The sequence below is a fragment of the Aeromonas schubertii genome, assembly GCF_000820105.1.
In the GTDB taxonomy this organism is placed as follows: Bacteria; Pseudomonadota; Gammaproteobacteria; order Enterobacterales; family Aeromonadaceae; genus Aeromonas; species Aeromonas schubertii.
Window position 1 is genome coordinate 195178 of the sequence record NZ_CDDB01000052.1, and the last position, 22011, is coordinate 217188.

Annotated in this window: 26 protein-coding genes; 19 read left to right on the forward strand and 7 right to left on the reverse strand. The window is 62.8% G+C overall.

The genetic code is table 11. The features are described from left to right. Positions 1-20: 20 nt before the first annotated feature. The 6 genes from gpt (at position 21) to BN1133_RS11505 (ending at position 5565) form a co-directional block, all read left to right on the forward strand. Positions 21-488, forward strand: coding sequence for a xanthine phosphoribosyltransferase (gene gpt / locus BN1133_RS11480; protein WP_050666743.1), 468 nt, complete (start codon positions 21-23; stop codon positions 486-488). 126 nt (positions 489-614) lie between these two features. Next, entirely contained in the window at positions 615-1883 is a 1269-nt protein-coding gene (frsA, locus tag BN1133_RS11485; RefSeq protein ID WP_050666666.1) for an esterase FrsA, read from the forward strand. A 69-nt stretch (positions 1884-1952) separates the two neighbouring features. Then, the gene (gene crl / locus BN1133_RS11490; protein WP_050666667.1) at positions 1953-2345 is read left to right on the forward strand and encodes a sigma factor-binding protein Crl; all 393 of its coding nucleotides are present in this window, start codon (positions 1953-1955) and stop codon (positions 2343-2345) included. A 79-nt stretch (positions 2346-2424) separates the two neighbouring features. Beyond that, positions 2425-3528 carry a glutamate 5-kinase gene (gene proB, locus BN1133_RS11495; protein WP_050666668.1) on the forward strand — a complete coding sequence of 368 codons (1104 nt, stop codon included), beginning with the start codon at positions 2425-2427 and terminating at the stop codon, positions 3526-3528. 32 nt (positions 3529-3560) lie between these two features. Further along, the gene (locus tag BN1133_RS11500; RefSeq protein ID WP_231686264.1) at positions 3561-4832 is read left to right on the forward strand and encodes a glutamate-5-semialdehyde dehydrogenase; all 1272 of its coding nucleotides are present in this window, start codon (positions 3561-3563) and stop codon (positions 4830-4832) included. A gap of 109 nt (positions 4833-4941) precedes the next feature. Further along, the gene (locus tag BN1133_RS11505) at positions 4942-5565 is read left to right on the forward strand and encodes a murein L,D-transpeptidase catalytic domain family protein (RefSeq protein ID WP_050666669.1); all 624 of its coding nucleotides are present in this window, start codon (positions 4942-4944) and stop codon (positions 5563-5565) included. Positions 5566-5618: 53 nt separating this feature from the next. Here the strand turns inward: BN1133_RS11505 and ushA are convergent, their stop codons facing one another. Further along, on the reverse strand, positions 5619-7322 hold the full coding sequence (gene ushA, locus BN1133_RS11510) for a bifunctional UDP-sugar hydrolase/5'-nucleotidase UshA (protein WP_050666670.1): 1704 nt from the start codon (positions 7320-7322) through the stop codon (positions 5619-5621). 262 nt (positions 7323-7584) lie between these two features. Here ushA and BN1133_RS11515 point away from each other — a divergent pair, with 262 nt between their 5' ends. The 3 genes from BN1133_RS11515 to BN1133_RS11525 all read left to right on the forward strand — a co-directional run bounded on the left by BN1133_RS11515 (position 7585) and on the right by BN1133_RS11525 (position 9301). Then, a complete protein-coding gene (locus BN1133_RS11515; RefSeq protein ID WP_050666671.1) occupies positions 7585-7917 on the forward strand; it encodes a DUF2956 domain-containing protein in 333 nt (110 codons plus the stop codon). Positions 7918-8019: 102 nt separating this feature from the next. Continuing rightward, positions 8020-8355: a hypothetical protein gene (locus BN1133_RS11520; protein ID WP_050666672.1), complete on the forward strand. Its 336-nt coding sequence runs from the start codon at positions 8020-8022 to the stop codon at positions 8353-8355. Positions 8356-8425: 70 nt separating this feature from the next. Further along, positions 8426-9301, forward strand: coding sequence for a tetratricopeptide repeat protein (locus tag BN1133_RS11525; RefSeq protein ID WP_050666673.1), 876 nt, complete (start codon positions 8426-8428; stop codon positions 9299-9301). A gap of 4 nt (positions 9302-9305) precedes the next feature. On the opposite strand, the gene BN1133_RS11530 is transcribed toward BN1133_RS11525, so the two are convergent. The 3 genes from BN1133_RS11530 to BN1133_RS11540 form a co-directional block, all read right to left on the reverse strand. Next, positions 9306-10703 carry a sigma-54-dependent transcriptional regulator gene (locus BN1133_RS11530; RefSeq protein WP_050666674.1) on the reverse strand — a complete coding sequence of 466 codons (1398 nt, stop codon included), beginning with the start codon at positions 10701-10703 and terminating at the stop codon, positions 9306-9308. Between the two features lie 137 nt (positions 10704-10840). Further along, on the reverse strand, positions 10841-11278 hold the full coding sequence (locus tag BN1133_RS11535) for a universal stress protein (protein ID WP_050666675.1): 438 nt from the start codon (positions 11276-11278) through the stop codon (positions 10841-10843). Positions 11279-11447: 169 nt separating this feature from the next. After that, positions 11448-11903 (reverse strand): RNA methyltransferase, encoded by a 456-nt coding sequence (locus BN1133_RS11540; RefSeq protein ID WP_050666676.1) that lies wholly within the window; start codon positions 11901-11903, stop codon positions 11448-11450. A 160-nt stretch (positions 11904-12063) separates the two neighbouring features. Between BN1133_RS11540 and BN1133_RS11545 the strand changes: the two genes are divergently transcribed. Together BN1133_RS11545 and BN1133_RS11550 are read left to right on the forward strand one after the other, a co-directional pair. Further along, positions 12064-13155, forward strand: coding sequence for a PfkB family carbohydrate kinase (locus BN1133_RS11545; protein WP_050666677.1), 1092 nt, complete (start codon positions 12064-12066; stop codon positions 13153-13155). Further along, entirely contained in the window at positions 13149-14057 is a 909-nt protein-coding gene (locus tag BN1133_RS11550; protein ID WP_050666678.1) for a pseudouridine-5'-phosphate glycosidase, read from the forward strand. The genes BN1133_RS11545 and BN1133_RS11550 overlap by 7 nt, the downstream gene beginning before the upstream one ends. A 38-nt stretch (positions 14058-14095) precedes the next feature. Here BN1133_RS11550 and BN1133_RS11555 read toward each other — a convergent pair whose 3' ends face one another. Genes BN1133_RS11555 through BN1133_RS11565 form a run of 3 tightly spaced genes read right to left on the reverse strand, consistent with a single transcriptional unit; the run spans position 14096 to position 15805 of the window. Next, entirely contained in the window at positions 14096-14293 is a 198-nt protein-coding gene (locus tag BN1133_RS11555; protein WP_050666679.1) for a hypothetical protein, read from the reverse strand. A gap of 42 nt (positions 14294-14335) precedes the next feature. Continuing rightward, a complete protein-coding gene (locus BN1133_RS11560; RefSeq protein WP_050666680.1) occupies positions 14336-15397 on the reverse strand; it encodes a class I SAM-dependent methyltransferase in 1062 nt (353 codons plus the stop codon). Positions 15398-15409: 12 nt separating this feature from the next. After that, a complete protein-coding gene (locus BN1133_RS11565; RefSeq protein ID WP_050666681.1) occupies positions 15410-15805 on the reverse strand; it encodes a hypothetical protein in 396 nt (131 codons plus the stop codon). A 314-nt stretch (positions 15806-16119) separates the two neighbouring features. Between BN1133_RS11565 and BN1133_RS11570 the strand changes: the two genes are divergently transcribed. Genes BN1133_RS11570 through BN1133_RS11605 form a run of 8 tightly spaced genes read left to right on the forward strand, consistent with a single transcriptional unit; the run spans position 16120 to position 22011 of the window. Next, positions 16120-16773 (forward strand): beta-ketoacyl synthase chain length factor, encoded by a 654-nt coding sequence (locus BN1133_RS11570; RefSeq protein WP_050666682.1) that lies wholly within the window; start codon positions 16120-16122, stop codon positions 16771-16773. Continuing rightward, positions 16758-17546 carry a lysophospholipid acyltransferase family protein gene (locus tag BN1133_RS11575; protein WP_050666683.1) on the forward strand — a complete coding sequence of 263 codons (789 nt, stop codon included), beginning with the start codon at positions 16758-16760 and terminating at the stop codon, positions 17544-17546. The genes BN1133_RS11570 and BN1133_RS11575 overlap by 16 nt, the downstream gene beginning before the upstream one ends. Beyond that, positions 17527-17787: a phosphopantetheine-binding protein gene (locus BN1133_RS11580; protein ID WP_050666745.1), complete on the forward strand. Its 261-nt coding sequence runs from the start codon at positions 17527-17529 to the stop codon at positions 17785-17787. The genes BN1133_RS11575 and BN1133_RS11580 overlap by 20 nt, the downstream gene beginning before the upstream one ends. Positions 17788-17791: 4 nt before the next feature. Next, positions 17792-18037, forward strand: coding sequence for an acyl carrier protein (locus BN1133_RS11585; RefSeq protein ID WP_050666684.1), 246 nt, complete (start codon positions 17792-17794; stop codon positions 18035-18037). Beyond that, positions 18037-18600: a COG4648 family protein gene (locus BN1133_RS11590; RefSeq protein ID WP_050666685.1), complete on the forward strand. Its 564-nt coding sequence runs from the start codon at positions 18037-18039 to the stop codon at positions 18598-18600. The genes BN1133_RS11585 and BN1133_RS11590 overlap by 1 nt, the downstream gene beginning before the upstream one ends. Beyond that, entirely contained in the window at positions 18597-19973 is a 1377-nt protein-coding gene (locus BN1133_RS11595) for an AMP-binding protein (RefSeq protein ID WP_050666686.1), read from the forward strand. The genes BN1133_RS11590 and BN1133_RS11595 overlap by 4 nt, the downstream gene beginning before the upstream one ends. After that, the gene (locus BN1133_RS11600) at positions 19973-20338 is read left to right on the forward strand and encodes an ApeI family dehydratase (RefSeq protein WP_050666687.1); all 366 of its coding nucleotides are present in this window, start codon (positions 19973-19975) and stop codon (positions 20336-20338) included. The genes BN1133_RS11595 and BN1133_RS11600 overlap by 1 nt, the downstream gene beginning before the upstream one ends. Beyond that, positions 20335-22011 (forward strand): glycosyltransferase family 2 protein, encoded by a 1677-nt coding sequence (locus tag BN1133_RS11605; RefSeq protein ID WP_050666688.1) that lies wholly within the window; start codon positions 20335-20337, stop codon positions 22009-22011. The genes BN1133_RS11600 and BN1133_RS11605 overlap by 4 nt, the downstream gene beginning before the upstream one ends.

The window sequence follows — 22011 nt, forward strand, 5'->3', positions numbered from 1 at the left end:
CTGCCGCTCCCGAGGTCGTCATGCCGAAGAAGTTTTATGTGTCATGGGATAACCTGCAGCGTGAGGCTCGCCGCCTTGCCCGTCGTCAACTGCCCGTCAGCCAGTGGAAAGGGATCATCGCCGTCAGCCGTGGCGGTCTGGTGCCGGCGGCCCTGATGGCCCGTGAACTCGGTATTCGCAATGTGGAGACCCTGTGCATCTCCAGCTACGACCACGACAACCAGCGCGAGCTGGTCGTGGTCAAGCCGGCGACCACGGCCGGTGATGGCGAGGGGTGGCTGGTGGTCGATGATCTGGTCGATACCGGTGGTACCGCCAAGGCGATTCGTGAGCTGTATCCCCGCGCCAAGTTCATCACCATCTTCGCCAAGCCTCAGGGTGAGCCCCTGGTTGACGACTTCGAAGTCTCCATCCCCCAGGACACCTGGATAGAACAACCCTGGGACATGGCGCTGGAGTTTATGACGCCGATCTGTGACGAGGAGTAACTCTCCCGCCGTGACAAGGGGTCCAGATGGGCCCTTTTTGCTGGGCGCCGTAGCCCTTGGGGGTGATTTTCGCCCTCTCATCGGCTTAATATGGGAGTCATGTTTCCTACTCCTTGAGAGGCCCTTGTGGAACCGAATGATGAGCTCACCCTGACCGAGCGACTGTTTAGCCAGGTCAGGCGGGTTCGGGAAACCTCCCAGATATCCAATAGTTCCCCTGCCGAGCCGGAAGCGGTTCCGGGTGAGCGTCCCTTTATCGATGGCTCCTTCTCGACCCGCTGGTATCGCCTGCTGCGCCGCCCCGCCTGGGCCTGGCAGGGAGCCGATCCGGTCGAGGTCGAAGAGGTATTGTCCCGGATTGCGGCCGCCGATGGGGAACGCACCCATGAGCACTTTCTCGATACCATCAAGGGCTATGTTCCCGGTAACTGGATCTATGAGTGGAGCCAGTTGGCCGGCGACTATTACAAGCGTGGCCGGACGGCTCTGGCCGGTGACGAGCGCGACAGTGCCCGAGCCTTGTTGCTGCGGGCTGCCCGCTACTACTCCATCGCCAGCTATCCCCATCTCAAGGAGGACGAGTTGGCCGATCAGGCCCAGTTGCTTGGCAACATGGCCTATCGGGAGGCGGGCAAGCTCTTTACTGTCCCCCTCAAGGAGCTGCAGATCCCGTTCCGCGGCAAGAGCATCCAGGGATATTTGCACCTGCCCACTACCGAGCGCCCTGTGCCCCTGGTGATGGTGAGCGGCGGGATCGACTCGCTGCAGATCGACTTTGTGCAGCTCTATCTCAAGTATCTGGAGCCGGCCGGCATCGGCATGTTGTCGCTGGATATGCCGGGGATCGGTTATGCGGAGCATTGGCCCCTGGTGCAGGACACCAGCCGGCTACATCAGGCGGTGCTGCAGCACCTGTGCGAGGTGCCCTGGGTCGATCATCAGCGTATCGCCATGGTGGGATTTCGTCTGGCGGGTAACGTGGCGGCACGGCTCGCCTTCATCGAGCCTTTCAAGTTGCGTACCGTGGTCTGTCTCGGGGCGGGGGTGAACCAGGTCTTCACCCAGCCCGAACTCTTTGCCCGCTGTCCTCGCATGATGCGAGACAGTCTGGCCAATCGCCTCGGGGCCGATGCGGCCGACTGGGATCTGCTGCAGACCAAGAGCCAGGTTTTTTCGCTCAAGACCCAGGGACTGCTCAGCACCCGCACTTCCGTGCCGATATTGAGTATCGGGCACAAGCTGGATTTCATCTGTCCCGAAGCGGATGTCAGGGCCCTGGCCAACGCCAGTCGCAACGGCAAGGCGATCGTCTACGATCGCGAGGCGCTCTGGGATGTGTACGATAAGGGATTGATTGAAACCGTAAATTGGTTGAAGCTGCATCTGGTGGGGTGACAAGCCCCAGGTTGTAATGAGCCCGTGACCCCCAGGGGTCTCCTCTCACTTATTGACAAGGTGGTTGATATGTCTGAAGGCGTCTCTTACAAGCGCTTGCTACGCAAGTTTCTGGCCATTGGCCCCTATCTGCGCGAGGAGCAGTGCAGGGAAGGGTGTTATCGATTCGACTGTCTCTCGGTCTGCGTCAGTGCCAAGCCAGCCCCCGACCGACGGGAGTTCTGGGGGTGGTGGTTGACGCTGGAGCAGGAGGAGCGTGCCTTCACCTATCACTACCAGTTCGGTTTTTACGATGTGGAAGGGGTCTGGCAGGAGAAGGCCTTGCCCAAGAAGCATCAGGACGAGGTCGAGCGCACCCTGAACCAGTTTTACGAGCGCCTGTCGGCCCTGCTGGGGGACCTGGAGTGCCAGTTGATTCCGGCAGAGCATCTGGCGCAGGAGCGGGTGATCACGGCCGCCTGACGGGGGGCTTAATTCGCCTTGCAGGCCAGCAGGGGCGTGGGTATAAAGGGAATCCCCTAGCCCTTTTTCTGTTGGTTCCATGGAAAACAAAACCATAGTCGTCAAGTTGGGCACCAGCGTGCTCACGGGTGGTTCTTCCCGTCTCAACCGCGCCCATATGGTGGAACTCGTGCGCCAGTGTGCAGCCCTGCACCGGGATGGCCATCAGGTGGTGGTCGTCACCTCCGGCGCCATCGCCGCCGGACGCGAGCACCTTGGGCACCCCTCCATCGCCCCCACGCTGGCCAACAAGCAGATGCTGGCCGCAGTAGGACAGACCCAGATCATCCAGGTGTGGCAGGATCTCTTCAATCTCTATGGCCTGCATATCGGTCAGATGCTGTTGACCCGCGCCGATCTCGAGGATCGCGAACGCTATCTTAATGCCCGTGACACCCTGCGTGCCCTGCTCGATCACCGCATCATTCCGGTCATCAACGAGAATGACGCCGTCGCCACCGCCGAGATCAAGGTGGGGGACAACGATAACCTCTCGGCGCGCGCCGCCATCCTGGCCGATGCCGATCTCTTGATCCTGCTGACCGATCAGAAGGGGCTCTTCACCGCCGATCCGCGTACCAATCCCGATGCCCAGCTGATCGAAGAGGTGCAGACCATAGACGATACCCTGCGCAAGCTGGCCGGGGGCAGCGTCAGTGGCCTTGGCACCGGTGGCATGGCCACCAAGTTGCAGGCGGCCGATGTGGCGCGCCGCGCCGGTATTGATGTGGTGATCGCCACCGGTCAGGTGCCGGAAGTGGTCGGGCGTCTGGCCAAGGGGGAGCGCATCGGCACCCGTTTCCCGGCGATCGCCACTCCGCTCGAGGGGCGCAAGAGCTGGATCCTCGCCGGCCCCCCTCCTCACGGCGAGGTACATGTGGACGCCGGCGCCGTGCTGGCGGTGCGTGAGAAGGGATCCAGCCTGTTGCCCAAAGGCATAGTGCGGGTTTTGGGGGACTTCGTCCGTGGCGACGTGGTTCGTATTCTGAGCCCGGAAGGGGGCGAATTGGCCCGGGGCATCTGCCGCTACGATCACGAGGAGTTGGGTCGCCTGTGCGGGGTGCACTCGGATCAGATCGAGGCGGTGCTGGGGTATGGCTATGGCGCGGTCGCCATTCATCGGGACGACATGGTGCTGCTCTGAATGGCGGCACTCACAGTGAATAAGGAAGGTACATGAGCCAGGAAACTCTCTCTCCCCTGACCGCCATGGGGCAGGCGGCCCGCGAGGCCGCCTATCAGCTGGCCGTCACTCCGACGGCGGCCAAAAACCGGGCCTTGGCGGCCATCGCCGATGAGCTGGAGGCGCACAGTGCCGAGATCCTTGCGGCCAACGCCCAGGATATCGAGGCCGCCCGTGCCGGTGGCATGGGGGAGGCGATGCTCGATCGCCTGCTGCTAAACGAGTCGCGCCTGGCCGGCATCATCGGTGATGTACGCAAGGTGATCACTCTGGACGACCCGGTGGGCAGCGAGCTCGACTGCCGGATGCTGGAAAACGGCATGCGCCTGTCACGCCGTCGGGTGCCTATCGGTGTCATCGGGGTCATCTACGAGGCGCGCCCCAACGTCACCATCGACATCGCCAGCCTCTGCCTCAAGACCGGCAACGCCAGCATACTGCGTGGGGGCCGTGAGACCTTTCACTCCAACCAGGCCCTGGTGCGCGTCATTCAGCGGGCACTTGAGAAGAGCGGGCTGCCGGCCGCTGCGGTGCAATACATCGACAACCCGGATCGCGCCCTGGTGGGCGAGCTGCTGCGCCTGGACCGCTATGTGGACATGATCATTCCCCGCGGTGGTGCCGGCTTGCACAAGATGTGCAAGGAGCAGAGCACGATCCCCGTCATCATCGGTGGCTTCGGCATCAGCCATCTCTTCGTCGATGCGAGTGCCGATCTCCGCCGCTCTCTCGATGTGATCGACAACGCCAAGGTGCAGCGTCCCTCCGCCTGCAATGCCCTCGATACCCTGCTGGTCCATGAGGCCATCGCCGCCACCTTCCTGCCGGCACTGGCCGAGCGAATGAACCAGCGCCAGGTGACCCTGGTGGCCGATCCGAGTGCCAAGGGACTGCTGGCGAGCGCCACCGGGCTGCGTGATGCCGGGCCTGAGGATTTCGACACCGAGTGGCTGTCGCTTACCCTGGGGGTCAAGCTGGTGAAGGGGGTCGACGAGGCGCTGGCCCATATGCGCGAGCACAATGCCGGCCACTCCGATGCCATCCTCACCAACGATCTCGCCAACGCCGAGCGTTTCGTCAACGGTGCCGGCTCGGCGGCCGTCTATGTGAACGCCTCGACCCGCTTCACCGATGGCGGCCAGTTTGGCCTCGGCGCCGAGGTGGCGGTATCGACCCAGATGTTGCATGCCCGTGGCCCCATGGGGCTGACCGAACTGACCAGCTACAAGTGGGTGGGGCAGGCCGACTATCTGAGCCGCTCCTGAGGCGACACATTAGAGGGACAATGCCGGCATCATGCCGGCATTTTTCTTGCTGTGTCATCACGGAGGCTCTATAACTCTTTGAGTTGGCAGGCGATGACAGGGAGATGTCATGAGGAAGTGTCTATGGAGTATGGCCCTGCTCGGGCTCTGGGTGGGGTGGTCGTCGCCTGCGGTGGCTATCAATGAGAGTGCCCTCTACTATGGCTCGGGTCTCTCTCGCCTCATCTCCCCCCAGGTCTTCGAGGGGGCACTGCAGGGATATCGCCAGGTGCCCGGCAAGCGCAAGGCCCTGCTCACCATCATCGACTACAGCAAGCCCTCGAGTGAGCGTCGTCTCTTCATTCTGGACATGCTCAAGGGACGCCTGCTGGCGGCTACCTGGGTGAGCCATGGTCGCAACTCCGGGGATGAGCAGGCCTATGCCTTCTCGGATCGCCCCGAGTCGCGCCAGAGCTCCCTCGGTGTCTATCGCACCGCCGAGACCTACCTGGGTAAATACGGTTACTCCCTTCGCCTCGATGGCCTCACGCCGGGCAAGAACCTCAACGCCCGCAAGCGTGCCATCGTGCTGCATGGCGCCCCCTATGCCAGCCCGGCCCATCTCAAACGTTTTGGCAAGCTAGGGCGCAGTTGGGGGTGCCCGGTGGTCCCTCTGGAGCAGGCCCCGCGTATCATCCGTCTTATCGAAGGGGGCAGCGTCATCTACGCCTACGGTTCCAACCGGCAGGTGTAAGCATAAAAAAACCGGAACCCAAGGGTTCCGGTTTTTCTTTACCACGAAGTGGATTACTTACAGCCGTTGGCGTCGGCGCTGTTGATAAAGGTTACTTCACCGGCAGGCTGATAGTCGGCCACATTGATGGTCTGCTTGGCCTCCAGGTACTCCTTGAGGACACCTGCATCGACCAGACCGGCGTTGATGGTGTTGATCACCGGGTAACCGTCACCGCCGGCGGCGCTGAAGCTCGGGATGGCGAAGCTGTAGCTGGCATTGGCATCGAACGGCTTGCCGGCGATGGAGCTGATGGCCACGCTCTTGGCGCTGCAGTTGACCTCCATATTGATGCCGCCAAACTGGGGATAGCCGCCGGTGGTGATCGTCTTGGTGGCAACCTGACCCAGATAGGAGACCAGCTCGCTGCCCTTCATGGTGGCCTTGTTGACGGTGTTACCGAAGGGGTGCACGGTCAGCACATCGCGATAGGTGATGTCGCCGGTCTGGATGGAGGCACGCACGCCGCCCGAGTTGACGATACCGAAGTCGGCATTGAGGCGGGCCGTGGTTGCGGTGGTGATGAGGCGGCCCAGGTTGGTCTGCTTGCTACGGACATTGCTGCGCTCGCCGTCGAGCAGGCCATCGGTGGAGGCGATCCGGACGTTGAGCTCAGCCTCCCCCTTCTCCTGATAGACCTGCAGAGTGGATAGCAGGGTCGGATCCTTGATGATCTCGTCTTGAACGAACTTGGCGTTGCCGCTGCCATCCTTGAGCACGTTGTTCTTGGCATCACGTTGTACCAGGTTGACCGGGATCAGCTCATAGCTGGTCAGGGTCAGCTTGCCATTCTGGTAGTCGAACTGGGCGCGGCCCACATACTTGCCCCACTCGTGGGCCTGCATGATCCAGGTGCCATTCTGCTGATCCGGCATGCAGTTATCACCGGGCTTGAAGGTCGCGTACTTGTTCGGCGTTCCCGGCTCCATGCAGACCGGATTCTGGGAGTGACCGCCGATGATGGCATCGAGTTGACCGGCCGGCAGGGCACGGGCCATCTCAACATCGCCGGGAGCATTGCTGCCGTGTTGACCATCCGCATAGTGGCCCATGTGGGTGATGGCAAAGACCAGGCTGGCCTCTTTGTTGCTGCGGATCTGCTCGATGGTCTTGGCCGCTTCCTTGGTCGGATCGCGGAACTCGAGGGTCTTGACGTTGTTCGGGTCGACCAGCTGGGCGGTGTCTTCGGTGGTCAGGCCCACGACGGCGACCTTCATGCCGTTATCGAACTTGAAGACCTTATAGGGGTCGAAGTAGTGTTTACCGCTCGCCTTGTCATAGATGTTGGCGGAGAGCATGGGGAACTGGGCCCACTTGCGCTGCTTCTCCAGCACCTCAAGCGGGTTGTCAAATTCGTGGTTACCCACGGCCATGGCATCGTAGCGGATGCTGTTCATGGCGACGAAATCGGGCTCGGCATCCTGCATGTCGGACTCGGGTACGCCAGTGTTGACGTCACCTCCGGAGAGTACCAGCACCTCGCTACCCGCCGCCTTGGCCTCGGCCCGCAGGCGCTCGACCAGGGTCTTCTGGGCGGCCATGCCGTACTCACCATCCTTGTTGTGCCAGAAGCGGCCGTGGGTGTCGTTGGTGTGCAGCACGGTCAGCTTGCAGACGTTCTCGGTACAGGGGGCAACGCTCTCGTTGCTGGAGCTGTTACAACCACTCAGGGCAGCCAGCACAGCCAGCGCCACACTTCCTTTCAGCAGATTATTCATTTCCATAGCACCTTTTTCGTTATCGTGGGCCATCCATATTCGGCCGTGCGGCACTATAGCAAACATAAGATGACGTTTTTTCATCACCGAGTCAGAAAGTGCTGTAATTGTGATCGTGGGCTCACCCTCCACCTTATTGATTTAAATGATATTTAATAAAAACGTTTTCTATTTCTCCGAGGAGGAACGCTTTGATGGCCCGTCTCTGGTATTTCCGGGCTTTTTTTAGCAAAATCCGGCCTCTTTCCTGGTGGAGTCTATGATGGCCAAATATCAGAAAACCTCTCCCGAAACCCGGGCCGAGGCGCAGCGGCTGGCCCGCGCCAACCAGAAGCCCGGTCAAACCAAGGAGCAGACCCAACTGATCGCTCAGGGTATTCAGAAGGGGATTGAGGAGTACAAGAAGCAGCAGAAGGCCAAGGCTCGCGACCTCTCCCGCTACAAGAAGCTGCAGGCGAAGGCAAAGAGCCAAAATGAGATGGCCGAGGTGAGCGAGGAGGTGGAGATCCTGATCGAGCGTCGCCATCATCCACTGCCCTGGCTGTTGCTGTTGGCAAGCTGGGGCGCGTTTGGACTCTGGCTGCTGCTACGCTAATCGTTTGCCACGGGAGCGGGCTCACACCTGGCTTGCGTGGTGCTGGCATCAAGGCTATCCGGCTGGTTAAATCGCCTCCCTGCCTAGACTGGAGTCATCCCAATGAGCACCTCATCCCTTTTCCTGTTGGCCCCGCTGGCGCTGTTTCTGGTGGCCATGCTGTTGTGGCGTATCTCTCCGCTGCGTGCCATGGCCGCCGGCAGTGCCCGTTGGCTGGTCTTTCCTGCCTTTACCCTCTTTATCCTGCTGATCGTGGCCAACAATGGTATCGATCCCGCCTTGCGCAGCCCCGGCGTCAACTGGCTGATGCCGGGGTTGGGGTTTGCCCTCTCTATTTTTCCGGCACTGCCCAAGGCGCTGGTGCCCCGTCTGGCTCTGCGTGAGGGGGTCTTCTCCGCCCTCGGGCTGATGCTGATGAGCCTGGGATTGCTGCTCTAATTCTTGCCAGCACCCGGTCGCGGGGGCATCTTGGAAGGGCAGGATGGAGCCTGCCAACCCGGAGTCCCCGATGAACGGAATACCCGACTTTATGGCCTGCTGGGACTACACCCAGCCTGCCGCCACCGCCGAGCGTTTCCTCGCCCTGTTGCCACAACTGACCGAGAGTGGCGATCTCCAGGCTCTGCTCGAGCTCAAGACCCAGCTCGCCCGTACCCACTCCCTGCGCAGCCAGTTCGATGAGGCCCATACCCTGCTCGACGAGGTGGAGCAGGGGCTCACCGATGCCACGCCCCGCGCCCGATTGCGCTGTCTGCTCGAGCGGGGCCGCAGCTTTAACTCCGCCGGTCGGCGCAGCGAGGCATTGCCCTGTTTCGAGAAGGCCTGGCAGCTAGCTCTCAAGCACCATGAAGACGCATTGGCGGTGGATGCCGCCCACATGATGGCCATTGCGCTGCCCAGTGCCGAGCAGATCCGCTGGCACCAACAGGCGATCACCCTGGCCGAACGCAGCAAGGAAGAGGGGGCCCAGCGTTGGTTGCCGAGCCTGTGGAACAACCTCTCCTGGACGCTGTTTGATCAGGGGCGCCTCGATGAGGCCATGACCCTGCAGCACAAGTGTCTGGACTGGCACGAGGCGCACGAGCGTGTGAAACAGGCTTTTATCGCCCGCTGGAGCATAGGGCGGATCCTGCGTGAGCAGGGCAAGAGCGACGAGGCCTGGGTCAGCCAACTGGCGTTGCAGGAGGCGATGGATGAGGCCGGGCAGGCACCCGATGGTTATCTGTTCGAGGAGCTCGGGGAGCTGGCGCTGCTGCGCCAGGATCCTGAGGTCAATAGCGAGGAGTTTTTTGCCAGGGCCTGGTTTCTCCTGTCGCAGGAGGAGTGGCTGGTGCGTGAGGCTCCGGAGCGCCTGGCCAGGCTCAAGCGCCTCGCCAAGCTCTGAGGCATCAGACGATGCCCGCATCCTCCCAGGCCTGCTTCTTGCGATAGATGGTCGACGGGCTGATCTCGAGCAGGGCGGCCGCCTTGGGGATATTGCCGTCACACTGCCTGATGGCGTGTTCGATGGCCTCTTTCTCCACGATCCAGAGTGGGCGTACCGGCTGGGGCTGTGCCTCGGCGGTGACCGCGATGGGGTTGTCGGCAGGAGGCATCTGGATCGCCCCCCGGTTGCTCAAGGGAGGCGGCAGCATGGTCACCTCGACGCGCTCTCCGTCGTTGAGTACCACGGTATTGCGAATCACGTTTTGTAGCTCACGCACGTTGCCGGGCCAGGGGTAGTCGAGCAGCAGCCGCACCGCCTCGGGAGAGAAGTCGGTGAAGCGGCGTCCCTCTTCACGGGCATAGCGCGAGAGCAGCTCCCGGGCCAGCAGCAATATGTCCTCACCCCGTTCGCGTAAGGGCGGCAGGGTCAGGGGGATGACGTGCAGCCGGTAATAGAGATCCTCGCGAAAGCGGCCCGCCTTCACCTCGGCCAGGGGATCCCGGTTGGTGGCGCAGACGAAACGCACATCTACCGACTCCATCTTGCCGCTGCCCACCTTCTGGAAGCTGCCGGTTTGAATAAAGCGCAGCAACTTGCTCTGCAAGTCGAGATCCATCTCGCAGATCTCGTCGAGAAACAGGGTGCCCCCGTCGGCCAGACTGGCGGCGCCCTTGCGATCCCCGACGGCGCCGGTGAAGGAACCCTTCACATGGCCGAAGATCTCGCTCTCCATCAGGTCGTGGGGAATGGCGGCGCAGTTGAGGGCCACGAAGGGGTGCTCCCGACGGGGGCTGCTCTTGTGGATCGCCTCGGCACAGACCTCCTTGCCCGTACCGCTTTCGCCCGTGATAAACACGGTTGCCTTGCTCGGTGCCGCACTCTCTATGATGCGATAGACCGCCTGCATGGGCATGGAGGCGCCGATAAAGCCGGCGAAGGAGTTACGCTCGAAATTCTCCTTGTAGTGGGCAACCAGAGAACTCAGTTGCTGATGCTGCAGGGCGTTGCGGGCGGTGGCGCACAGACGCTTGCTGTCAAACGGTTTGGTCAGGAAGTCGAAGGCGCCGCAGCGCATCGCCTCCACGGCGATGTCGGCCGAGCCATGGGCGGTGATCACCACCACGGCACAGGGAAGTTGCTGTTCGGTGACCTGACGCAAGATGGTCATGCCGTCCATGTCCGGCAACTCGAGATCGAGCAGGATGAGGTGCACATTCTGGCTCTGCAGGATCTCGAGGGCCCGCTGGCCGCAATCGGCCATCACGACCTCATACCCCTCCTGGCGCAAGTACTGTTGATAGACAACGGCCAGGCTCAGGGTATCTTCCACCAACAGGATTCGAGAGGTTGACTGTGACACGGCAAGCATCCTTGATGATTGATTGTTAAGCACAATTTAGCCACGGACGGGCCTTGGGCTCAATCCAATTTAGGGTAATGCCTGTGCAAAATGCAAATGGAGGGGAAGCGGGCCGGCAGTGACCGGCCCGGAAAGAGTCACTCTTCTTGCTGGCGCACGATGAGCACGGGGCAGGGGGCGTGGCGCACCACGGCCTCGGCGACGCTGCGGACCAGCAGGTGGGCGAGGCCGGTGCGGCCATGGCTACCCATGATCAGCAGGTCACACTTGTCCTTGTCGGCCAGGGTCACGATCTCGTCCGGCGCGCGTCCGAAGCAGACCTCGAAGGTGGCCGGAACCGGCAGCTCGTCGAGCAGGGCGGTGAGATGTGCCTGGGCCTGCTGCTCGAGTTGGAAGGTGATCTCGGCGGCCGTCATGTGGAGGATCTTGTAGCTGTCGAAGCCCTGTAGCTGATCGACCACGTGCACCAGCTTGAGGCTGGCGTTGTGACTCTTGGCCATGAACACCGCATAGTCGAGCACCGGCTTGGACATGGGAGAGAAATCGACGGGACACATGATGCTCTTGATGGACATGGAGAGACTCCTCTGAGTAGGGCCACGCGGGGCCGGAACGAGCGGCGGGAAGACCTCGCCCTCGTCCCTATCTTACGGGGTAGGGGGGGAAAGAACACCGCCGCGGCACGGGAACATGAGCCAGGTCCGGTTTTTAATTGGTTTCAATGGGGGCTTGATTGTCCCGTCGTCAGGCCCCTCTGCAGGAGGCCTTGTGGGTCTTGGCCAGCCGGTCGTAGAGGATGACATTGACCGAGGCGGCCAAGTTCATGCAGCCTCGGGTCGGCACATAGATGACATCGCGGCACCACTGTGTGATGTCACTGCCCAGGGTGCCGTCTTCGGGCCCGAAAATATAGAAGGCATTCTCCGGGTGTTGGTAATCGGGCAGCGGGGTGGCTCCCTCGATAAGATCCACCGCCACCGGCACGGCCCCCTCAGGCAGGGCGGCGATCAGTGACTCGACCCCGACCAGAGGGATCTGCTGCACCATCTGCTTGGTGTCGGTGACGAAACGCTGGGCCAGCTCGAAGCGGACCCCGCTGTAGAAGACGGCGTCGGCGCCGTAGCAGCCGGCGGCGCGCAGCACGGCGCCCACGTTCTCCGGCGATTTGGGATTGACCAGCCCCAGGGTGACCTGACTCATGACGGCTCCTCGTGATAACGGGGCGCGATTATAGGCGCATGTGGCCAGCCGTGCACCTGGCGTCGATTTTGTGCGCTTCCCGACACTTTTTTGTACTGACCGTTGCGCTCTCCCGGGAATGGGAAATAATGGACAAACGTTTGCAATTGGATGTTTGTCTATGACTGAGCGTGAACAAGAGGTGCTGCATCTGCTGCGCGAGGACCCCATGATCGCCCAGCAGGATCTGGCGGACCGGCTCGGCATTAGCCGTTCGGCCCTGGCCAGCCACATCTCGAGCCTGATGCGTCAGGGTTACGTGATGGGGCGTGGCTACGTGCTGAGGGAGGGACCCTATGCGGTGGTGATTGGCGGGGCCAACATGGATATCTGCGGCAAGGCGCTCGGCGCGCTGACGCTCGGGGATTCGACCCCGGGGCGGGTGCACACGGCGGCTGGCGGCGTGGCGCGCAACATCGCCGAGAATCTGGCCAGGCTTGGCAGTGACACCCGCCTCATCACGACGGTGGGCAACGACGCTCACGGTCACCGCCTCATGGAGGTGAGCCAGCTGGCGGGCGTCAACATGCGCCACACCCTGGTGCTCGACGGCCACGCCACCTCCTGTTACCTCAGCCTGCATGACGGCAGCGGCGAGATGAGCTGCGCCATCAACGACATGGGGATCCTGGACGAGCTCACTCCCCAGCGCCTTGCCCTGCAAGATGGCCTGCTCTCGGGAGCCCGCGCCCTGGTGCTCGACACCAACCTCTCGAGCCAGACCCTGGCCTGGCTGTTCGATCGCTATGGTCACCTGCCCCTGTTTGTCGACACCGTCTCGGTGGCCAAGGTGGAGAAGATCCGTCCCTGGCTGCCGGCCATCCACACCCTGAAACCGAACCGGCTGGAGGCCGAGCGCCTCTGTGGCATGACCATCGCCGGGCCCGAGAGCTGGCCCATGGTGGCCGCCTGGTTCCACCGCGCCGGGGTGCAGCGCCTGTTCCTGAGTCTGGGGGAGCAGGGGATCTATTACAGCGACGGGGAGCAGCAGGCCCACCTGCCGGTGCTGCCCGTGCCCGTGGTCAACGTGACCGGCGGCGGGGATGCCTTCATGGGTGCCCTGGTTCACGCCTGGTTGCAGGAGACCCCCCTCGATGAGAGCGCCCGCTTCGCCCTGGCCTGCTCGGCCCTGGCGGTGGGCTGCGAAGACACCGTTTTTACCGGCCTCTCCCGGGCCGCCGCACTGAGAATCCTGGAGGAATACCCATGCTGAGCACCTATCTCGATATCCTGCCGGAAATTGCCGACGCCCTGGCCACCGGCAAACCGGTCGTGGCTCTCGAGTCCACCATCATCTCCCATGGCATGCCCTACCCGCAGAACGTGGAGACCGCTCGCCGGGTCGAGCAGGTCGTTCGCGACAACGGTGCCGTGCCGGCCACTATCGCCATCATGGACGGGCGTCTCAAGGTGGGACTGGATGCCGCCGCCCTGGAGGCCCTGGGCAAGGGGGGCCATGCCGTCACCAAGTGCAGCCGTCGTGACATCCCCTTCGTGCTGGCCGCCAAGCAGATGGGGGCGACCACGGTCGCCTCGACCATGATAGTCGCCGCCATGGCCGGGATCCGGGTGTTTGCTACCGGTGGTATCGGCGGGGTGCACCGTGGTGCGCCCGAGACCTTCGACATCTCGGCGGATCTGCAGGAGCTGGCCCACACCGGGGTGGCGGTGGTGTGCGCCGGGGCCAAGTCGATCCTCGACATCGGGTTGACGCTCGAATATCTGGAGACCCAGGGGGTGCCGGTGATCGGCTACCAGAGCGAGGAGTTGCCCGCCTTCTACACCCGCGAGAGCGGCTTCAAGGTGGACTACCGGCTCGATACTCCGGCGGCGATCGCCGAGGCGCTGCGTCTGAAATGGGAGCTGGGGTTGGCGGGGGGCGCCGTGGTGGCCAACCCGATCCCGGCCGAATACGCCATGCCCAGGGCCGACATCGATAGGGCCATCCAGCAGGCGCTGCGCGAGGCCGACGAGCAGGGGATCAAGGGCAAGGCATCGACCCCCTTCCTGCTGGCCCGCGTTTGCGAGCTGACCGGCGGCAACTCCCTGGCCGCCAACATCCAGCTGGTGCTCAGCAACGCCGCCCTGGGGGCGCGCATCGCCGCCGCCCTGTAGTGACCTATAAGAAGAGGGCCTGTTGGCCCTCTTGTGTGTCACTTGTTCTTTATCTCGTTACCGATGCCATTGACGGTGTCTCGTGTACCATGGCCAATCTCCCGGGTCACATCGCGGGTGGTGTGACCTATTTCCCGGGTGACGTCACGAGTGGTGTGGCCTATGGTACGACCCACCCCCTTGAGCTCGGCACAGCCCGCCAATAGCACGACGGTGATCAGCAGCAGATGTTTCATCGTGGCTCCATGCAGTCAGTCAGCCCTTACTGTTTACCCGCTTCACAGGGGGGTCGCAACCAGCAGGGTGTGACCCGGTCCCGGGATATCGTGATCCTCTTCCACATGAAATTCCGCTTCACGCAGGCACTGGTACAGCTCCTTGGAGTGGTAGAAGCGGCTGTTGCCATTGGCCAGGCAGGTGAAGTAGAGGGAGGTGGCATTGAGGCTGAAGGTGGCTGCCTCGAACGGTTGCCTGTCCCAAAACAGCTCCAGAATGCACAGGCGTGCCCCCGGCTTCATGCTGCGACGAATGCGCCGCAGCAGCCCCACGATCTCGTCGTGACCGAAGCAGTCGAGAAACTGGCTCATCCACCAGATATCCGCCTCACCGGGGAGCTCGCGCTCCTCGAGCAGGTTGATGGGATAACCGCGAACCCTCTGTGCCAGGCCGGCCTCGCGGATCTGCTCCTCGGCCATGGCGATCTGTTCGGGCAGATCGAGAATGGTGACCTCCAGCTCCGGGCTGCGCCGGGCACAGGAGATAGACCATTTGCCGGTATTGCCGCCGAGATCGTAGAGGTGGCGAGGTTCGTAGCCGAAGACCAGGTCTTGTACCTGCTTGAACGCCCAGTCCGAATAGAAGTGATCGAAGCGAAACCAGCTGCTTCGTGCCGGCTCGGGGAGATCCTTGAGATGGGGGTAGAGGCTCTGCCAGTCACCAAACTCCTTGAGGCCGGAGGGCTCTCCCCGCTCGATCGCCTGTTGCAGATGAGCGAGGGGTTTGTAGCAGACGTGCTGGACAAAATCCATGTTGACCCGGGTCATGGGGTCATTGAGCAGATAGTGTCCCACCTTGCCCAGACGATAGTGCTCCCCGCTCAGGTAACAGATTCCGCCCCCCAGCCCCATGTCCAGCAACACGCTCACCGCATACTCGGTCAGGCCGGTTTCAGTGGCCAACATGGCCACAGTGGCCCCCTCGGATGAGGAGGCCAGGGCTGCCAGTATGCCGGTTTCACGCAGGCTCCAGGCCGCCTGAAACAGCATGGGAGAAAAGGCGATCCGTTGAGCCTGACTAATCGCATCCAGCGCATTGTACTTATCGGACGGATAGTGATTCAAAAGACACCGACCTTACTTGTAGCTACTGGCGCGGTTGAGTTCGATCTGAATCGCCTGATTCAGTCCGTTGATCCAGCGGTTATAATTGCGATGGATTTTTCCACTGCCGGTATCATCTAAATTGACGCTGCTCACATAATTAATGGAGTAGCTCTGGGTATTGTACGGAATGTTAATTGTGGCCTGATGCTTGCGAACCTGAATATGACCACTAATTACCCCGGGGCTATCCTCGCGCATGACCCAGCGCTTGCTGACGCCGGCATTAATAATAGCTTGAGAAACAACCTGTTCGCTAAGGCCGGTGGGCACGGGGCTGCTGGCTACGTTCATGACGGGTTGGGTGGTCGAGCAGCCCGCGGACAGGGTTAATGCGAGCGCGGCAAAAATAATTTTTAATTGTTTCATTTTTTTACCTTTGTAAAAGTGATGACACCTGAAAAAAGCCGCCTAAATAAGACAATAAAATCCCGGTGCTTTCAATATGCGAGCCCATTTGTATTGTGTTTCTATCACCTCTATTGGTCTGCTCACACTTTGCCTCTGTTCATGAAGGAAAATGGTGGTAATATGCAGCTCCTATTTTGAATCCTTAACCGTGGCTGAACCGGCTTTCTGTGGAGCCGATCACAACTCCCCGCCACCTGTTATCGCATCAAGGTTGTTTTGTGCACAGTAAGCCCACTTTTTCCATCGTTGAAAGCCGAGCTTTGGCGCCGGGCATGTCGACTCGGGAGGAGTGGCTTGCATGGGGTCAGGATGGCCGTTGGCCCCTTGCTGCTTCGGCTGCGACGCCTCACATTCCCATGATGGTGGCCCGGCGTATGAGCCTGGGGGGACGCCTGGCGGTCGAGATCGCCCTTGAGCTGCTCGCCCGTCATCCGGTGGATGGCGCCGTATTTGCCAGCCGCCACGGTGAGCTGGAGCGCTCCCTGACCCTGCTCGGTGCCCTGGCCGAGCGGCGCAGCCTATCGCCTACCGACTTCTCTCAATCGGTGCATAACACCGCAGCAGGATTGACCTCTATTCAGGGCAAATACCCCGTTCCCATGAGTTCGGTGGCCGCCGGTAGCGGCAGTTTTTCCGCAGCCTTGCAGGAGGCGATGGGCATGCTGGCCGACGGCATGGACCGGGTGCTGGTGATCAGCTTCGAGGGCAAGATCCCCGCCTTCAGTCAGCCCTGGCTGGTCGATGAGGCGCCTCCCCATGCGGTGGGCCTGGTGTTGGCCAGGGGGGAGCAGTGGCAGGGTGTCGCGACGACCTCTGGCGCAACCGGCTCGGGAGATGCCCTCGCCTGCTGGCGGGCACAACTGCTCGAGGCCCCCTGTTTTTCTACCTTTGACGGACGTCGGGAGTGGCGATGGCAGCGAAACTGAATCGGCTCTGGCGCCTGTTTGCCACCATGCTGGGGTTTGCCCTGTTTGGCCTGGGCTGCCTGCTGCTGACCCTGTTCTGGTTTCCTCTGGTATGGCTCTGTGTGCGGGGAGAGATGCAGCGCCGCCTGGCCCAGAGCTCCATCCGTCTGACCTTTCGTCTGTTTATCAATATTCTCAGGGGGCTGGGGGTCATGGACTACCGTTTTGACGGGCTTACTCCCGGCCTGAGCGGCGTGTTGGTGATCGCCAATCACCCCAGTCTGCTCGACTACGTCTTGCTGGCGGCCCATCTGCCCGAATGCGACTGCATCGTCAAAGAGGCGCTCTGGCATCATCCCTTTGTCGCCGCTATTGTGCGGGCAGCCGGTTACATTCCCAACGTGGCGGCCGAGACCCTGTTGCCCCGGTGCAGCGAGCGTCTGCAACGGGGTGGCGTGTTGCTGATCTTCCCGGAGGGGACTCGCACCACGCCGGGCCAGCCGCTGCAACTGCAGCGGGGGGCGGCCCACCTCGCCGTGCGCTGCAATGCCAGGCTGCAACCGGTGCGCATTCACTGCTCGGCCCCCTTTCTGACCAAGCAGCACCCCTGGTTTCGGGTACCCGAGCACAAGCCGCTCTTTACGATCGCATTCATGCCCCAGTGCCAGGCGCTGGAGCTGGTGTCACAAGAGGCGCCCCCTTCGCTGGCGGCGCGTCACCTGACCCACTATTTCAAACGGGTATTGAGCCCGACCCCACCCTTATGGACTCAAGATGCAAGACACCTTAACTGAAGACATCAAACAACTGATCATCGACAGCCTCAACCTGGAGGGCATGACGCCGGACGATATCGATGCCGATGCCCCGCTCTTTAACGATGGTCTGGGGCTCGACTCCATCGATGCCCTGGAGCTGGGGCTGGCGATCAAGGGACGTTACGGCATCGTGCTCTCCGCCGATGACGAAAACACCCGTCGCCACTTTGCCAGCGTCACAGCACTGGCGGCCCTTGTCGCCGCACAGCGAGGATAACCCCATGACCAGAGACGATATCTTCAACGAGATCCGCAATGCCCTGGTCGAGCTGTTCGAGATCGATCCCGAGGCCGTGACCCTGGATGCCCAGCTCTACCAGCAACTCGAGCTCGACAGCATCGACGCCATCGATCTGGTGGTGCATCTGCAGAAGCTGACCGGCAAGAAGATCAAGCCGGAGGAGTTCAAGTCGGTGCGCACCGTCGCCGACGTGGTCGACGCGGTCGAGCGCTTGCTCGCAGAGTAATGGGGCGAGCCAACCTGCTGGCGGGCGCCCTGCTGCTGCTCTATCCCCTGCTGGTCTACCTCAGTGTCGTCTCGGGGAGGGGAGAGTGGCTGCCGCTGCTGCTGTTGCCGCTGTTTGCCATTCGTCTCATCGCCGGCTCGGCGATGCCGCCGGCCTGGCAATGGGTCACGCGTTGGCTCGGGGCCATCGGTCTGCTGCTGGTGGGGCTGAACCTCTGGTTTCGCGAGCATGACTGGCTGCTCTACTACCCGCTGGCGGTCAATGCCACCCTGCTGGCCATGTTTGGCGCGAGTCTGCGCCAGCCCATGACCCTGGTGGAGCGGCTGGCTCGGCTCTCCACGCCGGATTTGCCCGAGCAGGGGATTCGCTATACCCGCAAGGTCACGCAGGTGTGGTGCCTCTTCTTCATCGCCAACGGCGCCCTCTCCGCCTGGACCATCTGGCAGGGGAACCTGGCGCTCTGGAGTCTCTACAACGGCCTTGTCAGCTATCTGCTGATGGGTGCCCTGATGGGCGGCGAGTGGCTGATCCGGCAACGGGTAATGAGACGGGGTGACCCATGACCCTGCTGGATGAACTGCTGCAGGCCGATGGGGAGCGCATCGTCGCATTCGGTGCCCAGGGTGACGTCACCCTGGAGACCCTGCGCCGCACGGCCCTGACGTTGGCCGGTCAGCTGCAGGTTGGCACCACGACCCGCTGGGCGCTCTGCATGAGCGACAGCTATCACTTCACCGTGGCCCTGTTGGCCTGCGCCCTGGCCGATCACCAAGTGGTGCTGCCAGGCCACCTGCGCGTGGCCGCCCTGCAGGAGCTGCTCGAGCAAGAGGCCTTCGAGGGGGTGATCTGCAATGAGGCGCTCTCGCTGCCCTGTCCCGTCTTGTGGGTGGATAGTGTTGCTGGCGACGACGCACAGCCCATGAGCTGCCACGCCCCCTCCCTGGCCCCGACCCTCACCCTCTTCACCTCGGGCTCCAGCGGCCAACCCAAGGCCATCCCCAAGCCCTGGTCTCTGATCGAGGCGGAGGTGCGGGTGCAGGGGGCCCTGTGGGGCGCTGCCCTTATGGGCGCCCGTCTCTTTGCCAGCGTCAGCCACCAACATATCTACGGCCTGCTGTTTCGCATCCTGCTGCCGCTGAGCCTTGGCGTGCCGTTTGCCCGTCGCCAGACCGACTACCCGGAGCAGCTGCCTGGCCAGTGCCTGAGCTGGGTTCTGATCAGCTCGCCGGCGTTTCTCTCGCGCCTCGGCGAGGCTCTGAATGCCCCCGGCTGCCGGTGGGTGGTCTCCTCCGGTGGACCTCTCGCGTATGAGGATGCGCGCCAGTGCGCCGCCCGGCTCGGTCCCTTGCCGGTGGAGATCTACGGCAGCAGCGAGACCGGCGGCATCGGCTGGCGCCAGAGTCGCGGCCCTGATTGCTTCTGGACCCCCTTCCCCGGGGTCGAGGTTGGCTGTGACGAGCGGCAAGCCCTGCTGCTGAGCTCCCCCTTTATGGATGAGCCCGCCCCCTGGCGCGGGAGCGATCGCATCGTCCTGTGTGGCGAGCCGGGGCAGTTTCGCCTGCTGGGCCGCCTGGATCGCATCATCAAGGTCGAGGAGAAACGCATCTCTCTCGACGAGGTGGAGCAACGTCTCCTGGCCCTCGATGAGGTGTCTGATGCCGCCGTCCTGCCCCTCGAGCAGGGGGGGCGCCAGATCCTGGGGGCTGCCCTGGTGTTGACCCCGGAGGGGAGGGCGAACCTTGCCCGCCTCGGTCACGGTGCCTTCTTGCTGGCCCTGCGCCAACGGCTGCGCCCCTGGCTCGAGCCGGTGGCGTTGCCGCGCAGTCTCAGACTCTTTGAGGCTTTGCCTCTCACCGGCGCCGGCAAGTGCGATGGCGCCGCGCTGCGCCGCGCCTTCACCCTGCCGGCCCCCGAACAACCCGGAGAACACTCCTGATGGATATTTCACTGCTTCCCACGCAGCTGGCGCGTCAGGTCACCTCCGACGGCGTGCAGCTGCTGCTGCGCCTTGACGCCGGCCTGCCCTGGTTTAGTGGCCACTTCCCCGGTGCCCCCCTGTTGCCCGGGGTCGCCCAGCTGCACCTGGCCATTCACTTCGCCCGCGAGGAAAAGCTGCTTGATGGGCAATTTCAGGGGATGGATCAGCTCAAGTTTCAGCGTCCCCTGCGCCCGGATGAGCAGTGCTGGCTGAGGTTGCAAAGACAAGAGGACGGCCAGCTGCGTTTTGAGTACCGGGTCGGCTGCGCCGAGGCCCAGGCAGAGCTGCCCCTGGCGAGCAGTGGACGGGTCAAGGTATCGTGACGCCCTGCCTGATTATCCCCTGCTACAACCATGCCGCGCCCCTTGCCGGCGTGCTGATTGAGCTCGCCCCCCTCGGCCTGCCCTGCCTGCTGGTGGACGATGGCAGCGAACCGGTTGCCGCCGCCCGGCTGGACCAGCTGGCGGCCGAGCATGCCACCTGGGTCACCCTGCTGCGCCATGAGCGTAACCGGGGCAAGGGCGGGGCGGTCAAAACGGCCCTGCAGGCAGCCAGGGAGCGGGGTTTTAGTCACGCCCTGCAGGTCGATGCGGATGGCCAGCACGATCTTGCCCGCCTGCCGGATCTGCTGGCCGAGGCACAGCGTTACCCCGAGGCGCTCATCTCCGGCGCCCCCCAGTACGATGAGTCGGTGCCCAAGGGGCGACTCTATGGCCGCTACCTGACCCATGTCTGGGTCTGGATAGAGACCCTCTCGTTCGAGATAAGAGACAGCATGTGTGGCCTGCGGGTCTATCCGGTGGCGACGAGCTGCGATCTGCTCGAGCAGTGCGCCCTCGGGGAGCGGATGGATTTTGATATCGAGGTGATGGTGCGCCTGCACTGGCGCGGGGTACCGGTGCGCTTTATCCCGGTGAGGGTGCACTATCCCGAGGATGGCCTCTCCCACTTCAACCCGCTGCACGACAACCTGCGCATCTCCTGGATGCACACCCGGCTGGTATTGACCCTGCTGCGCGATGGCGCCGTCCACCTGCTGCGCGGGCCCAGGCGGCTGCTGGACCGGGGGAGGGCACACTGGTCGCGTACCCCCGAGCGTGGCACCCTGCTCGGCATCCGCACCCTGCTGTGGAGCTACCAACTGCTCGGACGCCCCGGCTTTCGGGTGATCTCGCTGCCGGTCATCGCCTACTTCTGGCTGACCGGTCGCCGCCAGCGCGAGGCCTCCCGCGACTATCTGGCCCGCCTCTCCGCCCGCGCCCATGCGCTTGGCCATCCCCTGCCCGAGCGGGTGGGGAGCCTGCGCCACTTCCTGCGCTTTGGCGAGGCGGCCCTCGACAAGCTGGCCGCTTGGCGCGGCGACATCCGCCTCGACGATATCGAGCTGGTCAACCGCGAGCACTACGAGGCCGCCCGAGGTCAGGGGGCGCTTATCATCGGTTCGCACCTGGGCAACCTGGAGCTGTGCCGCGCCCTCGGTAGCCAGGAGCAGGGAGTGCGCATCACGGCCCTGGTCTTCACCCGCCACGCCGCCCGCTTCAACGCCCTGATGCAAGAGGTAAACCCCGATGCGGGCCTCAACCTGGTACAGGTGCAGGCGCTCGGGCCCGATACCGCCATCATGCTCAAATCCCGCATCGAGGCGGGGGAGTGGGTGGTGATCGTGGGGGATCGCACCTCGGTGACCAAAGAAAAACGGGTGGTCTGGGCCGAGTTTCTCGGGGAGAGGGCGCCCTTTCCTCTGGGCCCCTTTGCCCTGTCGGCGGTGCTCGGCTGCCCCACCTATCTGATGTTCGGGTTGCGCGAGAAGGGGCGTTTTCGGGTCCATTTCGAGCCCTTTGCCGATGGCCTGCCCCTGCCCCGTGCCGAGCGCCAGCAGCGCCTCGAGGCCAGGGTGCAACACTACGCCGACCGGCTGGAATACCACTGCCTGCGGGCGCCGCTGGAGTGGTTCAACTTCTTTGACTTTTGGCATCTGACCGATGAGCAGGATTGA

What these genes read in the sequence shown, in the direction of transcription:
- BN1133_RS11600 (WP_050666687.1), top strand. Translation starts at nt 19,973, where the DNA reads ATGGATATTTCACTGCTTCCCACGCAGCTGGCGCGTCAGGTCACCTCC.
- BN1133_RS11505 (WP_050666669.1), top strand. Translation starts at nt 4,942, where the DNA reads ATGAGGAAGTGTCTATGGAGTATGGCCCTGCTCGGGCTCTGGGTGGGG.
- BN1133_RS11575 (WP_050666683.1), top strand. Translation starts at nt 16,758, where the DNA reads ATGGCAGCGAAACTGAATCGGCTCTGGCGCCTGTTTGCCACCATGCTG.
- BN1133_RS11540 (WP_050666676.1), bottom strand. Translation starts at nt 11,903, where the DNA reads ATGAGTCAGGTCACCCTGGGGCTGGTCAATCCCAAATCGCCGGAGAAC.
- ushA (WP_050666670.1), bottom strand. Translation starts at nt 7,322, where the DNA reads ATGAATAATCTGCTGAAAGGAAGTGTGGCGCTGGCTGTGCTGGCTGCC.
- BN1133_RS11595 (WP_050666686.1), top strand. Translation starts at nt 18,597, where the DNA reads ATGACCCTGCTGGATGAACTGCTGCAGGCCGATGGGGAGCGCATCGTC.
- proB (WP_050666668.1), top strand. Translation starts at nt 2,425, where the DNA reads ATGGAAAACAAAACCATAGTCGTCAAGTTGGGCACCAGCGTGCTCACG.
- BN1133_RS11520 (WP_050666672.1), top strand. Translation starts at nt 8,020, where the DNA reads ATGAGCACCTCATCCCTTTTCCTGTTGGCCCCGCTGGCGCTGTTTCTG.
- BN1133_RS11525 (WP_050666673.1), top strand. Translation starts at nt 8,426, where the DNA reads ATGAACGGAATACCCGACTTTATGGCCTGCTGGGACTACACCCAGCCT.
- BN1133_RS11555 (WP_050666679.1), bottom strand. Translation starts at nt 14,293, where the DNA reads ATGAAACATCTGCTGCTGATCACCGTCGTGCTATTGGCGGGCTGTGCC.
- BN1133_RS11570 (WP_050666682.1), top strand. Translation starts at nt 16,120, where the DNA reads ATGTCGACTCGGGAGGAGTGGCTTGCATGGGGTCAGGATGGCCGTTGG.
- BN1133_RS11550 (WP_050666678.1), top strand. Translation starts at nt 13,149, where the DNA reads ATGCTGAGCACCTATCTCGATATCCTGCCGGAAATTGCCGACGCCCTG.
- crl (WP_050666667.1), top strand. Translation starts at nt 1,953, where the DNA reads ATGTCTGAAGGCGTCTCTTACAAGCGCTTGCTACGCAAGTTTCTGGCC.
- BN1133_RS11535 (WP_050666675.1), bottom strand. Translation starts at nt 11,278, where the DNA reads ATGTCCATCAAGAGCATCATGTGTCCCGTCGATTTCTCTCCCATGTCC.
- BN1133_RS11590 (WP_050666685.1), top strand. Translation starts at nt 18,037, where the DNA reads ATGGGGCGAGCCAACCTGCTGGCGGGCGCCCTGCTGCTGCTCTATCCC.
- BN1133_RS11500 (WP_231686264.1), top strand. Translation starts at nt 3,561, where the DNA reads ATGAGCCAGGAAACTCTCTCTCCCCTGACCGCCATGGGGCAGGCGGCC.
- gpt (WP_050666743.1), top strand. Translation starts at nt 21, where the DNA reads ATGCCGAAGAAGTTTTATGTGTCATGGGATAACCTGCAGCGTGAGGCT.
- BN1133_RS11580 (WP_050666745.1), top strand. Translation starts at nt 17,527, where the DNA reads ATGCAAGACACCTTAACTGAAGACATCAAACAACTGATCATCGACAGC.
- BN1133_RS11565 (WP_050666681.1), bottom strand. Translation starts at nt 15,805, where the DNA reads ATGAAACAATTAAAAATTATTTTTGCCGCGCTCGCATTAACCCTGTCC.
- BN1133_RS11515 (WP_050666671.1), top strand. Translation starts at nt 7,585, where the DNA reads ATGGCCAAATATCAGAAAACCTCTCCCGAAACCCGGGCCGAGGCGCAG.
- BN1133_RS11545 (WP_050666677.1), top strand. Translation starts at nt 12,064, where the DNA reads ATGACTGAGCGTGAACAAGAGGTGCTGCATCTGCTGCGCGAGGACCCC.
- BN1133_RS11585 (WP_050666684.1), top strand. Translation starts at nt 17,792, where the DNA reads ATGACCAGAGACGATATCTTCAACGAGATCCGCAATGCCCTGGTCGAG.